At 41.9% G+C, this 12,967-nt stretch carries 17 protein-coding genes and 1 other RNA gene; 12 read left to right on the top strand and 6 right to left on the bottom strand.

Annotated features, from left to right (window positions below; translation table 11 throughout):
• Window positions 1-16: 16 nt before the first annotated feature.
• On the bottom strand, window positions 17-472 hold the full coding sequence (locus NSQ34_RS15490; protein WP_098677549.1) for a GNAT family N-acetyltransferase: 456 nt from the start codon (window positions 470-472) through the stop codon (window positions 17-19).
• A 15-nt stretch (window positions 473-487) separates the two neighbouring features.
• On the bottom strand, window positions 488-952 hold the full coding sequence (locus NSQ34_RS15485) for a hypothetical protein (RefSeq protein ID WP_098677550.1): 465 nt from the start codon (window positions 950-952) through the stop codon (window positions 488-490).
• Window positions 953-1,071: 119 nt separating this feature from the next.
• On the opposite strand from NSQ34_RS15485, the gene NSQ34_RS15480 reads away from it, so the two are divergent.
• The gene (locus tag NSQ34_RS15480; RefSeq protein WP_098677551.1) at window positions 1,072-1,704 is read left to right on the top strand and encodes an NAAT family transporter; all 633 of its coding nucleotides are present in this window, start codon (window positions 1,072-1,074) and stop codon (window positions 1,702-1,704) included.
• A 55-nt stretch (window positions 1,705-1,759) separates the two neighbouring features.
• Here the strand turns inward: NSQ34_RS15480 and NSQ34_RS15475 are convergent, their stop codons facing one another.
• A complete protein-coding gene (locus NSQ34_RS15475; protein ID WP_024423490.1) occupies window positions 1,760-2,296 on the bottom strand; it encodes a GbsR/MarR family transcriptional regulator in 537 nt (178 codons plus the stop codon).
• A 268-nt stretch (window positions 2,297-2,564) separates the two neighbouring features.
• Here NSQ34_RS15475 and NSQ34_RS15470 point away from each other — a divergent pair, with 268 nt between their 5' ends.
• The 4 genes from NSQ34_RS15470 to NSQ34_RS15455 are packed head-to-tail and all read left to right on the top strand — an operon-like array spanning window position 2,565 to window position 6,022.
• Window positions 2,565-3,713, top strand: a complete 1,149-nt coding sequence (locus tag NSQ34_RS15470) for a betaine/proline/choline family ABC transporter ATP-binding protein (RefSeq protein WP_025094044.1) — start codon at window positions 2,565-2,567, stop codon at window positions 3,711-3,713.
• A 13-nt stretch (window positions 3,714-3,726) separates the two neighbouring features.
• Window positions 3,727-4,380 (top strand): ABC transporter permease, encoded by a 654-nt coding sequence (locus NSQ34_RS15465; RefSeq protein WP_024426063.1) that lies wholly within the window; start codon window positions 3,727-3,729, stop codon window positions 4,378-4,380.
• Between the two features lie 13 nt (window positions 4,381-4,393).
• Window positions 4,394-5,311: an osmoprotectant ABC transporter substrate-binding protein gene (locus tag NSQ34_RS15460; RefSeq protein ID WP_342500963.1), complete on the top strand. Its 918-nt coding sequence runs from the start codon at window positions 4,394-4,396 to the stop codon at window positions 5,309-5,311.
• A gap of 21 nt (window positions 5,312-5,332) precedes the next feature.
• Entirely contained in the window at window positions 5,333-6,022 is a 690-nt protein-coding gene (locus NSQ34_RS15455) for an ABC transporter permease (protein ID WP_024423486.1), read from the top strand.
• Window positions 6,023-6,102: 80 nt separating this feature from the next.
• On the opposite strand, the gene NSQ34_RS15450 is transcribed toward NSQ34_RS15455, so the two are convergent.
• The 3 genes from NSQ34_RS15450 to NSQ34_RS15440 all read right to left on the bottom strand — a co-directional run bounded on the left by NSQ34_RS15450 (window position 6,103) and on the right by NSQ34_RS15440 (window position 7,430).
• Window positions 6,103-6,423 (bottom strand): helix-turn-helix domain-containing protein, encoded by a 321-nt coding sequence (locus NSQ34_RS15450; protein WP_024423485.1) that lies wholly within the window; start codon window positions 6,421-6,423, stop codon window positions 6,103-6,105.
• A gap of 70 nt (window positions 6,424-6,493) precedes the next feature.
• Window positions 6,494-6,895 (bottom strand): transcriptional regulator, encoded by a 402-nt coding sequence (locus NSQ34_RS15445; protein WP_024426061.1) that lies wholly within the window; start codon window positions 6,893-6,895, stop codon window positions 6,494-6,496.
• Between the two features lie 130 nt (window positions 6,896-7,025).
• Window positions 7,026-7,430: a helix-turn-helix transcriptional regulator gene (locus tag NSQ34_RS15440; protein ID WP_024426060.1), complete on the bottom strand. Its 405-nt coding sequence runs from the start codon at window positions 7,428-7,430 to the stop codon at window positions 7,026-7,028.
• 154 nt (window positions 7,431-7,584) lie between these two features.
• Between NSQ34_RS15440 and NSQ34_RS15435 the strand changes: the two genes are divergently transcribed.
• The 7 genes from NSQ34_RS15435 to ssrA all read left to right on the top strand — a co-directional run bounded on the left by NSQ34_RS15435 (window position 7,585) and on the right by ssrA (window position 12,938).
• Window positions 7,585-7,818, top strand: a complete 234-nt coding sequence (locus tag NSQ34_RS15435) for a helix-turn-helix transcriptional regulator (protein WP_024426059.1) — start codon at window positions 7,585-7,587, stop codon at window positions 7,816-7,818.
• Window positions 7,819-7,847: 29 nt separating this feature from the next.
• Complete coding sequence (locus tag NSQ34_RS15430; RefSeq protein WP_024426058.1) at window positions 7,848-8,138, top strand: AbrB/MazE/SpoVT family DNA-binding domain-containing protein; 291 nt, start codon at window positions 7,848-7,850, stop codon at window positions 8,136-8,138.
• A gap of 185 nt (window positions 8,139-8,323) precedes the next feature.
• Window positions 8,324-8,557: a preprotein translocase subunit SecG gene (gene secG / locus NSQ34_RS15425; RefSeq protein ID WP_003212746.1), complete on the top strand. Its 234-nt coding sequence runs from the start codon at window positions 8,324-8,326 to the stop codon at window positions 8,555-8,557.
• A 124-nt stretch (window positions 8,558-8,681) separates the two neighbouring features.
• On the top strand, window positions 8,682-9,428 hold the full coding sequence (locus NSQ34_RS15420) for a carboxylesterase (protein ID WP_024423480.1): 747 nt from the start codon (window positions 8,682-8,684) through the stop codon (window positions 9,426-9,428).
• Window positions 9,429-9,447: 19 nt separating this feature from the next.
• Window positions 9,448-11,790 (top strand): ribonuclease R, encoded by a 2,343-nt coding sequence (gene rnr, locus NSQ34_RS15415; protein WP_041107812.1) that lies wholly within the window; start codon window positions 9,448-9,450, stop codon window positions 11,788-11,790.
• Window positions 11,791-11,929: 139 nt separating this feature from the next.
• Window positions 11,930-12,400, top strand: a complete 471-nt coding sequence (smpB, locus tag NSQ34_RS15410; RefSeq protein WP_012011279.1) for an SsrA-binding protein SmpB — start codon at window positions 11,930-11,932, stop codon at window positions 12,398-12,400.
• Between the two features lie 174 nt (window positions 12,401-12,574).
• Window positions 12,575-12,938: a transfer-messenger RNA gene (gene ssrA, locus NSQ34_RS15405) on the top strand.
• Window positions 12,939-12,967: the final 29 nt, after the last annotated feature.

Here is a 12,967-nt window from a genome sequence, read left to right as displayed (position 1 = left end):
CAAAACATCAGTCTGCTTACAAAGTGAGTGACAGCCGTACCATATCCATACACTGAATGCCATTTTCAAAAATCGGTTCATCATAATGCTTAAGAAAGAAATCGTGGTCGATAGATATCATGCGGAAGCCGCATTTCTGATAAAGTGCGAGTTGCTGAATGCTCGAGTTGCCTGTGCCGATTTCAACCGTGTGAAAACCTGCGGCTTTCGCTTCAGCAATGGCATGGCGGATCAGCTGCTTCCCAATTCCTTTTCCTTGCCATGATTCCTTCACGGCGACATTGATGATTTCGACTGTCTGCTGAGACAGAGATAAAAGCACATAGACACCAATCACGTCCCGATCATGATACGCGGCATAACAAGAGCCGGATTGCACATAAGTAAGAACCTTTTCCTTTGAAGGATCAGCTAAGAGTAAAAGATCCATAGGGACGGATTGATCACCTGACAATGGCCGAATGTGTATCATGTTTTTTCATCCTTTCTATTCTTTAATATATCCTTGTTTCACACCCCAATCATATTGATCCTGTACCCATTGTGAGGGCGGATTGTGAGTGACATTTGGGTCTTTTTTAACAGTTGGTTGCCTTGTAGCCTGTGCGCTCTGTTTATTCGCTTGAGCAGTGGCTTTCGCTGCTGTCAGCTCTTTTTGAAGCTGGTCAATTTTTGCCTCAAGTATTTTACGCTGCTTGACTTCTTTTTGATAGGCTTTCTTTTCGTTTTTGAGCTTTTTGGTGATGGTAGACAGTTTCTTTTTTTGATCTTCGTTTTCATGCTTCATATCCGCTTGATCTGATGTTAACTTCGAAAGCTGCTCGTCGTTCGTTTTGCTTTCTTGCTGATGTTTTTCCTCAGCTGCTTTGATGGTCTGCTGCTGCCAAACCATCCAGCCGGCTGCTCCTAAAACCGCAACAGATAGAAGGATGATGGTGATCGTCTTCTTCATGTGTCATTCCCCTTTCTATAAAACCTTTATTATCATCGGTTAAATATAGACAGGTTTTAACATCACAAGGGAATATTCACATCAGATTGGCAGACACTATGAAAAAAGGAGGGTGTCTGTTGATTTCCTTTATGATTCATGTCGTGGTCTCATTATTTGCTGTATCAAACCCTATTGGAAACGTGCCTCTTTTCATCACTTTAACAGAGGGATATACAGAGAAAGAACGCTCCCAGACAGCCAAAAAAGCCATTGTGGTCTCTTTCATTATTCTGGTTGCCTTTCTATTGGCTGGGAGGCTCATTTTCAAATTGTTTGGGATCGATATTCATGCACTCCGTATCGCCGGAGGTATTTTTATTTTTGGTATCGCTTACAATTTACTGAATGCCAAGGAGTCACATGTCCAAAATCCTCATTCTGAGGAAAAGGCAGAAAGCATAGAAAAGGCGGATGTTTCCGTTACGCCGCTGGCGATTCCGATCATCGCTGGTCCCGGTACAATCGCTACAGTGATGAGTTTAACCCCGGGAAGTCAAGGGATGCTTCACATGTTTACGATTTTAATCGGCATTGTCATCGTTCTGGCAATGACCTTTTATGCCTTTCATTATTCAAGTTTCATTATGCGGAAAATGGGGAAAACAGAGATGAATGTCGTGACGCGGTTAATGGGATTAATTCTTGCTGTAGTGGCAGTTGAGATGATCGGCGCAGGCTTAAAAGGGATGTTTCCAATGTTTATGTCATAAGTGTATATAAAAAAGCTGTTTTTTTCTACAATGATGTAAAATAAAACAGCTTTTTTTAAGGTTTCGGCACATGCTTAAACACTTCTTCACTTTCAAAGAATTCAATTAAGCGGCTAATCCAATCATAATAATCAAGACTTTCCTTGATTTCTGAAAGAAGCAGATTGATTTTATTCTCTGTCTCTTCTGGCAGGTCGTCCTGTTCAAGCAGCTCCAGCAATTCCTTGCACGTTTTCTTATGTGCCTTGCGGTTTTTGCTGACAACTCGGGACCAATTGGCTGCAAACAAGGAAATAAACGTTTGGTATTGATCTTGCTCAACGTCATATAGATCTTTACGTATTCCTTTTTCATAAACCTTTTCCGCAATATTCAAATCAAGCATTTCTCGAACGACTTGACTCATTCTCGTTTTGCTCATGCCTGTCGCCTCTGATAGCTCTCCAAGCGTCATTGGTTTACGGTTCATGTGAATGATACCAAGCACTCTACCCACTGTAGAAGAAAGACCAAAGGCATTCATGTTCTCGGCAGCTTTTTCAATATAATGATCCTGTGCTTTTTGAATGGCACCTAACGCTTGCTTGTCCACTCCCCGATTCATCCCTTCACGACTGACAATTTGTAACACAATATATCATATACCTGTTTGTTGATGAAAACAATAAATATTGAGTATTTGCTCGTAATTTGGAGGAAAAAGGAGAGATCTCTATCTAGCAGGCCGTTAACTGAAAATTTTAAATAAATGTTATGCAATACAAACACATCATAAACTTTTTATTTTATAAAGTTTGCACTATAATAAATAAGGTGTAAATTTTCTGAAAATATTGATCCGACTAATGGAGGTGTCTCATTTGCTGAAACTAGAGAATGTATCTAAGACGTATAAAGGCGGAAAAAAAGCTGTCAAAAATATTGATTTAGAAATAGCAAAAGGAGAATTTATTTGTTTTATTGGACCGAGTGGCTGTGGTAAGACAACAACCATGAAGATGATCAACCGACTCATCGAACCTTCCTCAGGAAAAATCTTCATCGAGGGAGAAAACATTATGAAAAAAGACCCAGTTCAATTAAGAAGAGAAATTGGCTATGTGATTCAGCAAATTGGACTGTTCCCCCATATGACCATCGCACAAAACATTTCACTTGTTCCGAAGCTGTTAAAATGGCCGGAAGAAAAACGAAAAGAACGGGCACGTGAACTGCTGAAGCTTGTCGACATGGGACCGGAATATTTAGAGCGCTACCCTCATGAACTCAGCGGAGGACAGCAGCAGCGCATCGGTGTTCTTCGCGCACTAGCAGCGGAACCCCCTCTGATCCTAATGGATGAACCGTTTGGCGCACTTGATCCAATCACACGAGATTCATTGCAGGAAGAATTTAAGAAACTGCAAAAAACGTTAAATAAAACCATCGTATTCGTCACACATGACATGGACGAAGCTATTAAACTAGCTGATCGAATTGTGATTTTAAAAGATGGAGAGATTGTCCAAGTAGGTACGCCTGACGATATTCTGCGGAACCCAGCCAATGAATTCGTAGAAGAATTCATCGGCAAAGAACGTCTGCTTCAATCAAATCCGAATATGGAACGTGTAGAACAAATGATGAACACGTCACCAGTCACCGTTACAGTTGAAAAAACATTAACAGATGCCATCTACATCATGAGAGAAAAGCGGGTCGATTCCTTGCTTGTAGTAGATGAACATCATGTGCTAAAAGGCTATATCGATATTGAAACAATCGATGCGAACCGCAGAAAAGCAGCTTTCGTTGGTGATATTTTAAATACAGAGTTCTATACCGTACAAGAAGGTGCACTTCTAAGAGACACTGTCCGGAAAATCTTAATACGCGGCATTAAATATGTACCGGTTGTGGATGCAGAAGGGCACTTAAAAGGCATTGTGACACGTGCAAGTCTTGTAGATGTTGTGTACGACTCCATTTGGGGAGACGATACGCCGGCGGCTGTCACTGAAATGAAGTAAGGGAGGTGTACACATGGATCAAATCATCGACTTTCTAGAGAAAAATGGTGGGGAACTCCTCACAAAAATGTGGGAGCATTTATATATTTCCTTAATTGCTGTTGTGCTTGGTATTATCGTTGCCGTTCCTTTAGGTGTGGTACTCACACGAATGAAGCGAGGCGCAGGTTTTATCATCGGTGTTGTGAATATCTTTCAAACACTCCCTAGTTTAGCGATTCTTGCCTTTTTTATTCCTATTTTGGGGGTTGGGAAAATACCTGCAATCGTTGCTCTCTTTTTCTATTCGGTTTTACCTATTTTAAGAAATACGTATGCCGGGGTCCAGGGTGTGAACAAAAACTTGCTTGAATCCGGTAAAGGAATCGGGATGACAACTTGGGAACAAATTCGTCTTGTTGAACTCCCGCTTGCTGTACCGGTCATTATGGCAGGTGTCAGAACGTCAACGATATATTTGATTGGCTGGACAACACTTGCAGCCTTTATCGGTGGAGGCGGTCTAGGTGACTACATTTTGATTGGACTTCAGCTGTATCAGCCGGAATTTATTATTGCGGGTGCGATACCAGTCACAATTTTAGCAGTCATCATCGACCTATCATTAATGAAGCTGGAGAAAAAAGTAACACCAGAAGGCTTAAAAGGATTGAAGGAAGTTTCATAAGGAGTTGGCTTATGTGAAGAATCGAAAAACAACATGGATCAGTGCACTGCTTGCCGGATGCTTGCTATTGATAAGCGGCTGTTCACTTCCTGGACTAGCCGGCTCCTCAGGGGGCACGCTGCGAATTGGAGCACAAAACTTTACCGAATCAGAAATTATGGCCTATATGGTTGGCGATATGATCGAACATTACACAGATAAAAAGACGACTATTGTGAAAAACCTAGGCTCCAACACTGTGCAGCAGAAAGCAATGGAAAACGGAGATGTCGACATTTCTGCGACAAGATATTCAGGCACGGATTTAACAAGCACGCTTGGAATGGATGCGGAAAAAGACCCGGAGCGTGCCATGGAGATCGTCCAAAAAGAATTTAAAAAGCGATATGATTACAAATGGTTTGATTCTTATGGATTTGATAATACGTATGCCTTTGCTGTGACGCAGAAGATGGCGAAGGAAAACAAGTTAGAAAAGGTCTCTGATTTGAAAAAGAATGCGACCAATTACCGATTTGGGGTCGATAATATTTGGCTCAAAAAGAAAGGCGACGGCTATGACGGGTTCGTGAAAACATACGGAATCAAATTTGGCAGCACATATCCGATGCAGATTGGTTTAGTCTATGATGCATTAAAAAATGAAAAAATGGATATTGTGCTTGCCTATTCAACAGATGGACGAATCAAGGCCTATAACCTTAAAATCTTAAAAGATGATAAACGGTTCTTCCCGCCGTATGATGCATCACCAGTAGTCCCGGAGAAAGTCTTAAAAGAAAATCCAGGGCTTGATAAGGTGATCAACAGGCTGATCGGAAAAATCGATACAGAACAAATGCAAGAGCTGAACTATCAAGTCGACGGGGAGCTTCAAGAACCAGCAACCGTTGCGAAGAATTTCCTGAAAAAACACAATTACTTTGAGTAAGATGGGGAGGTGTCACGGCTGATGGACACACTGCAGCAATTATGGACGTATTATCAGCAGAACGGGTCATATGTGTTAGAAGAATTTTATCGCCATTTTCTCATGTCGGCGTATGGGGTGTTGTTTGCGGCAATTGTCGGGATTCCAGTAGGCATCTTTGTCGCGCATTACCGCAAGCTGAGCAATTGGATCTTCGCCGTTACCAACGTCATTCAAACGATACCGGCATTAGCGATGCTTTCCGTATTGATGCTTGTATTAGGACTTGGCGCAAATACAGTCATCCTATCACTCTTTCTGTATTCGCTTCTGCCGATCATCAGAAACACGTATACGGGCATTGTCAGCATTGAACATGCTTATTTAGAATCAGGTAAAGCGATGGGCATGACGAAATGGCAAGTGCTGAGAATGGTTGAATTACCGCTTGCTTTATCAGTCATTATGGCTGGTTTAAGAACCGCACTGGTCATTGCCATCGGTATTACAGCGATTGGAACATTTGTGGGCGCGGGAGGACTTGGTGATATCATCATCAGAGGATCAAACGCCACAAACGGAACAGCTATCATTTTAGCAGGTGCGATTCCAACTGCGCTTATGGCTATTATGGCTGACCTCGTCATGGGCTGGCTCGAACGCTATTTAAGCCCGACAAACAAGAAAAAGGAAAGAAAAGCGTTAGCTGAAAAAAACATCACATCTGCTTAAGCGGTTGAAAAGACAAAACCTCCCTTACATCTGTAAGGGAGGTTGTTTTATGATGATCAGGTGGTCCGCATGCTGGTATTTTATGATTCAAGCGTGATCCATTCAGAGGACCACTTCGCAATTTCCTCAAAAACGGGTGCAAGTGAACGCCCCATATCTGTTAAAGAATACTCAATGCGCACGGGTGTTTCAGCAAAAACCTCCCGTTTTACAATACCTGCTGCCTCCAGCTCTTTTAATCTCTCAGATAAAACTCTTCCACTTAAATTTGTCAGAGCCGCCTCAATTTCACTAAAGCGCTGCTGACCTGAGAGAAGCTGAAAAACAATCAGTGCCACCCAGCGTTTACTCAATAACTCAACTGCTTTTTCAAACCGCGGGCACATATCAGATTGATTCATCTTTCTTCACTCCAATCTGAACCCATTATACCGTAAATCTGTCATAAATCGGCGCAAAAAGCTTAAACATTTATGAGGACGAACGGCTGTTTAACATAAATAACAAATAGCGGTTGAGGTCCTCTATTTCTTTTTTCGAAAGGGTTGACCATATGTTACCATCAAATATTTCGAGATCATCAAGTTCATATTGCGCTGCGGCTTCCTTTATTTTGGATAAAGAAAGATCATCTTCCTCGTGCTGATGGACAGAAGAGGCCTCCTCAATATAGCCCGCAGCCTGCATCATGTCTTCATAAGGTACCTTTAACGCACCAGCTAGCTTTTTAATCGTAGGAGGTTTCGGAATGCCGCGTTTCCCGTTTTCAATACGAGATATACCGGCAGCGCTGACCTCAGAATACATCGCTAATTGGTTCACCGACAGCTTCTTTTCCTCACGTAATGCTCTTAAATATGCACCAAAGTTCATCAACGCAAAACCTCACATGGTTATAGATTCGATATGTCTATTTTACTTGATTTGTTGACTATTGGCAATAAGCACACCATGAAAATATTGACATTAGTTAATGGTGGATGTACATTAGGTTTATGCCCCGCTATTTGTTCGCCTTTTTTTGGTCGATGAGCGTGAGAAAGTATTCATTCAGCTGGCTGATGTCTTGTGCGGAGAGCCTTTCCCATTTGTCTCCGTCAAAAATGGGGAGATGTTCTACATCCTTTTGAAGCGCCGTTTGATAGATTTTTAACATGGACTCATATTTCGGTTTCATTTCATGAACTTGTTCCTGTTCAATATGACCGGCAAGCAGCATTAAATCCTCATAAGGCACCTTCAAGGCGTGTGCTAATTTTTTTATGGTTAAAGGCTTTGGCACACCGCGCTTTCCATTTTCAATACGAGAAATACCAGCAGCGCTTACACCTGAATACATGGCAAGTTGATTGACCGACATTTTTCTATTTTCTCTTAAAATGCGTAATTGTTCACCAAAGTGATTCATGACATCGAACCTCACATTTCAGTATATGACTTATTTTAGTATGATCATTGACCAAAGGAAATAGCAGAGGGGTAAAAGTGTTGACATAAGTTAATGAATCTGCTTGATGTGAGAGCCTTACATGTTGTACATAATGATTCCATAGGAGGTTGTAATGATGGTCGAAAAGATTCAGATCAGGCGGGCTTTTGTCATGCAGTATATGATCGAGAACGATATGTCGTTAAATCAGCTCGCTGATGAAATTGGCATCTCTCCTGCCACACTTAGCAGGGTATTAAATGGTCACCGAAAACCAGGACAGCTTGTCATTGGCAAAATGATTCATTACTTTGATAAAAAATTTGAAGATCTATTTTACTATGAAGATATTGACAAAAGTCAATAAATGATATCATCATCAAGGAGGAAATGTCATTGAAAAGGACTGGGATGGTCAGACACATTGATTCTCTCGGCAGAATTGTTCTGCCCTCAGAAATGCGCAAGGTACTCAATATTAAAGAAGAGCAGCTGTTAGAAATTTTCATTGAAGATCAAACCATTATGCTGAAAAAATATGATGCAGATAAGAGCTGCCTGTTAACGGGACAAGTGACGAAGTACAACAAAAGCTATGGAAATGGGAGCGTGATGCTGAGTCCTGAAGGAGCTGAACGTTTGTTAGTAGAATTAAAACAGCTATTGAAGGAAGAAGCAACTCATTAAAATGTGTTTTTAACCGATAAATTTCATATAAAAATGCTGCAATCAGCACTTTGGAACGAAATTGTATCAAAATAACGAATCAAGTCGACAATATATAGGAAATCTTTATTTTGATGTTTCGTGACATGCACCTTGTTTTCATGTAAAATAAAGTTATGTGTACCAGTTTGTCTGGAGGTGTTTTCATGCACGCATTTGTTATCACATTACTCGTAATTGTCAGTATCGCACTTATCATCGTTGTATTACTACAATCAAGTAAAAGTGCTGGACTGTCAGGCGCTATTTCAGGTGGAGCCGAGCAGCTTTTCGGTAAGCAAAAAGCGAGAGGCCTTGACTTGATTCTTCACCGATTAACGGTTATTTTGTCAGTGCTTTTCTTCATCTTAACACTTGCATTGGCATATTTAGGCGTGTAAAGCGCGAGTAACAGAAGGTCTGATCTTTTTTCAGACCTTTTTTTATTATCAGCACTCTTTTGTGTTTGTTTCATACATACAAGTGGAAAATATAAACCATATCAGAAGGAAAGGAAGTCACATCATGAAAGTTGTTACACCAAAACCATTTACGTTTAAAGGTGGAGAAAAGGCGGTGCTTCTTCTTCACGGTTTTACTGGGAATACAGCCGATGTTCGAATGCTTGGCCGTTATTTGAACGAAAGAGGATATACATGCCATGCACCTCAATATAAAGGACACGGTGTGCCGCCAGAAGAGCTTGTCCATACAGGCCCGGCTGACTGGTGGAAAGATGTAGAAGAAGGCTATCAATTCTTAAAAGATGAGGGCTATGAGGAGATTGCAGTTTGCGGACTATCCCTCGGAGGAGTTTTTTCATTGAAATTAGGTTACACTGTACCTGTAAAGGGAATTGTACCTATGTGTGCACCTATGTACATAAAAAGTGAAGAAGTCATGTACCAGGGTGTACTAGATTATGCCCGTAACTATAAGAAATTTGAGGGTAAGTCAGAGGACCAAATTGAACAAGAAATGGAAGCGTTCAAGAAAACACCAATGGATACACTGAGGAGCCTGCAAGAACTGATTGCAGATGTCAGAAACAATGTCGACATGATCTATTCACCTACTTTTGTTGTGCAGGCACGTCACGATCATATGATTAATACAGACAGTGCGAATATCATTTATAACGAAGTAGAGACAGATGATAAGCATTTGAAATGGTATGAAGAATCAGGCCATGTCATCACGCTTGATAAAGAGCGGGAGAAGGTTCATCAGGATGTCTATGCATTCTTAGAATCACTTGATTGGTCAATTTAAATATATAGGGGGTTAGAGTGTGCAAAAAGAAGAATTTATGGATGAATTACTCGCTTTTATGAAAGAAGAAGCGTATAAACCGTTAACTGTTCAAGAGCTGGAAGTCATGATGGAGATTACCAATCCTGATGATTATAAAGAGCTCGTCAAAGCACTTGTGACGCTGGAGGATCAAGGACTCATCGTTCGCACGCGCAGCGACCGTTACGGTGTACCAGAAAAAATGAATTTGGTAAAAGGAAAGCTGTCTGCTCATGCAAAAGGATTTGCATTTGTAACGCCTGAAGAGTTTGGACAGGATGATATTTTCATTCCGCCAAATGAGTTAGGCACAGCGATGAATGGCGATACCGTCATGGTTCGTGTCAGCCACAAATCAAACGGCACGAAAAAAGAAGGAACGGTCATCCGCATTCTGGAGCGCAATACTCAGACGGTTGTCGGTACCTATACAGAAACGAAAAGCTTTGGCTTTGTCATTCCTGATGATAAAAAAATCACAAACGATATCTTCATTCCGAAATCCGCTAAAAACGGTGCGGTCGAAGGTCATAAAGTCGTTGTGACGCTGACAAGCTACCCTGAAGGAAGAATGAGTGCAGAGGGTGAAGTGACTGAAATCCTCGGTCATAAAAATGACCCTGGCATTGATATTTTGTCGATCATTCATAAACACGGTCTGCCAGGTGAGTTCCCAGAAGAAGCACTTCAGCAGGCAGTAGACACACCGGAAACGATTGATGAAAAAGACCTTGAAGGCAGACGCGACTTGCGCAATGAAACGATTGTGACGATTGACGGTGCAGATGCAAAGGACTTAGATGATGCCGTAACCGTGCAAAAGCTGGATGATGGCAAATATAAGCTTGGCGTGCACATTGCAGACGTTTCTCATTATGTCACAGAGAATTCGCCGATTGATCAGGAAGCTTATGAACGTGGAACGAGTGTGTATCTCGTCGACCGCGTCATCCCGATGATTCCGCATCGTTTGTCAAACGGTATTTGTTCATTAAATCCAAAGGTCGATCGTCTCACACTGTCTTGTGAAATGGTCATTGATCGAAACGGAAAAGTCGTCAAACACGAGATTTTCCAAAGTGTGATCAAAACGACGGAGAGAATGACCTATTCTGATGTGAATAAGATTTTAGTCGACCAAGACGAAGAGCTTTTAAACAAATATGAGCCGCTAGTGCCGATGTTTCAAGAGATGGAGAAGCTTGCAGAGATTCTTCGTGACAAACGAATGGAGCGCGGAGCTGTAGACTTTGATTTCAAGGAAGCAAAAGTACTTGTAGATGATGAAGGCGCAGCGAAAGACGTTGTCATTCGTGAGCGTTCCGTTGCAGAGAAATTAATTGAAGAATTCATGCTTGTTGCAAACGAAACGGTTGCAGAGCATTTCCACTGGATGAATGTTCCGTTCATTTACCGAATTCACGAAGAACCAAACCCTGAGAAGCTTCAGCGCTTTTTAGAGTTCGTAACGACATTTGGTTACATTGTGAAAGGGACGTCAACGAACATTCACCCGCGTGCACTTCAAAGTGTCCTCGATGCTGTCAGGGATCAACCAGAAGAAGTCGTCATTCAAACTGTGATGCTTCGCTCTATGAAACAGGCGAAGTATGATCCAGAAAGCATTGGCCATTTTGGATTATCAACGGAATTCTATACACACTTCACATCACCGATCCGCCGTTACCCGGATTTAATCGTGCATAGGCTGATTAGAACCTATTTGATTCAGAAAAAGACAGATGAAGCGACTCTAGAAAAGTGGGGCCAGCTGCTTCCTGAAATCGCAGATCATGCGTCCACGATGGAGCGCCGCTCAGTCGATGCAGAGCGTGAAACAGATGATCTGAAAAAGGCAGAGTTTATGCTAGATAAAATCGGTGAAGAGTTTGATGGCATGATTAGTTCTGTGACGAACTTTGGACTATTCGTTGAACTGCCGAATACGATAGAAGGTCTTGTCCATGTCAGCTACATGACAGACGACTATTATCGCTTTGATGAACAGCACTTTGCCATGATCGGTGAACGTACAGGGAATGTCTACCGTATCGGTGACGAAATCACTGTCAAAGTTGTTAATGTTAATAAAGATGAGCACTCAATTGATTTTGAAATCGTCGGGATGAAAGGCACTCGCCGTAAATCTCCAAAAGATTTCAAGTTCAAAAAACGGACAGATCCACCAGCGAAAAAAGGGCGTGGAGGTCAAAAAGCCTCTGGGGAAAAAGGCAAAGAGGATAAAAGCGGAAGTGACTGGTTCACAAACCGTAAAAAGAAGAAAAAGAAAAAACGCGTATTTGAAAACGCACCGAAACAAAAACGCAAAAAGAAAAAGTAACGTGCCAAAAAGCAAATAGGGCATCCCGCTCTATTTGCTTTTTGACCACATGGCGTCAGCATTGTCGAAAGCTGGATTGTTTGATAAAATAATCCGTACGATTTGGACCGTGTTTGTGTCAAAAGGAGGGTGTACGCCAATGCCAAAGGGAGAGGGAAAAGTTGTTTCCCAAAACAAAAAAGCAAATCATGATTACTTTATAGAAGAAACATACGAAGCCGGCCTAGTATTACAAGGAACTGAAATCAAATCGATTCGTGCTGGAAAAGTGAATTTAAAAGATTCCTTTGCCAAAATCGAGCGAGGAGAAGTGTTTCTTCATAATATGCACGTGAGCCCATACGAACAGGGGAACCGTTATAACCATGATCCGCTGAGAACGAGAAAGCTGCTGCTTCATCGCAAGCAAATCAGCAAATTGATTGGTGCGACGAAGGAAGAAGGCTATTCACTTGTGCCTCTGAAACTCTATTTGAAAAATGGCTTTGCCAAAGTGCTGATCGGAATCGGAAAAGGGAAGAAGAAATACGATAAGCGTGAAGATCTGAAGAAAAAAGATGCAAAACGTGAAATCGAACGTGCCTTCCGCGATCGTCAAAAGCAATTCTAGCCTGATGCTGATGGCTTGCTGAGAGCGGAAGCATTATGCTACAATATGTTATGCAGTAAACAATCATCGCTGTTTTGACAGAAACCACCAGTTGTTTCGAGCGATGAGATTGTTATAATAGTTATATACGGAAGCAGTGAAGCTGAACTTCCATCCCGTATATCCCTTTTACAAGGGGACGTTACGGATTCGACAGGGATGGTTCGAGCTTAGGCTGCGAGCCGAGAGGCGATCTCGTTAACACGCACTTAAATGTAACTGGCAAAACTAAAAGTTTTAACCAAAACTTAGCACTAGCTGCCTAATAAGCGCAGCGAGCTCTTCCTGACATCGCCTATGTGTCTGTGAGGAGCCCAATGAAGTAGGCTACGCTTACGTTTCCGTCTGAGGACGTAAGAAGAGATCCATCAGACTAGCTCTCCAAGCGCCCGTCAGCAGGCATGAGGATGAGTGAACACGTAAATATGTTGACTACGCTCGTAGACGCTTAAGTAATCGATGTCTCTGGACGTGGGTTCGACTCCCACCGTCTCCATACATATGATTTCGGAGGAAATCAATGAGGTC

Origin of the sequence: Bacillus sp. FSL P2-0069 (assembly GCF_038593315.1) — a bacterium.
Lineage (GTDB): Bacteria > Bacillota > Bacilli > Bacillales > Bacillaceae > Bacillus > Bacillus safensis.
This window is presented reverse-complemented; position numbering and strand designations above follow the sequence as displayed.

Bases quoted from the DNA above. Each gene is read 5' to 3' on its own strand.
- NSQ34_RS15450 (WP_024423485.1), bottom strand. From the start codon at position 6,423: ATGAATCAATCTGATATGTGCCCGCGGTTTGAAAAAGCAGTTGAGTTA.
- NSQ34_RS15435 (WP_024426059.1), top strand. From the start codon at position 7,585: ATGATGGTCGAAAAGATTCAGATCAGGCGGGCTTTTGTCATGCAGTAT.
- NSQ34_RS15440 (WP_024426060.1), bottom strand. From the start codon at position 7,430: ATGAATCACTTTGGTGAACAATTACGCATTTTAAGAGAAAATAGAAAA.
- NSQ34_RS15420 (WP_024423480.1), top strand. From the start codon at position 8,682: ATGAAAGTTGTTACACCAAAACCATTTACGTTTAAAGGTGGAGAAAAG.
- smpB (WP_012011279.1), top strand. From the start codon at position 11,930: ATGCCAAAGGGAGAGGGAAAAGTTGTTTCCCAAAACAAAAAAGCAAAT.
- NSQ34_RS15485 (WP_098677550.1), bottom strand. From the start codon at position 952: ATGAAGAAGACGATCACCATCATCCTTCTATCTGTTGCGGTTTTAGGA.
- secG (WP_003212746.1), top strand. From the start codon at position 8,324: ATGCACGCATTTGTTATCACATTACTCGTAATTGTCAGTATCGCACTT.
- NSQ34_RS15465 (WP_024426063.1), top strand. From the start codon at position 3,727: ATGGATCAAATCATCGACTTTCTAGAGAAAAATGGTGGGGAACTCCTC.
- NSQ34_RS15445 (WP_024426061.1), bottom strand. From the start codon at position 6,895: ATGAACTTTGGTGCATATTTAAGAGCATTACGTGAGGAAAAGAAGCTG.
- NSQ34_RS15455 (WP_024423486.1), top strand. From the start codon at position 5,333: ATGGACACACTGCAGCAATTATGGACGTATTATCAGCAGAACGGGTCA.
- NSQ34_RS15490 (WP_098677549.1), bottom strand. From the start codon at position 472: ATGATACACATTCGGCCATTGTCAGGTGATCAATCCGTCCCTATGGAT.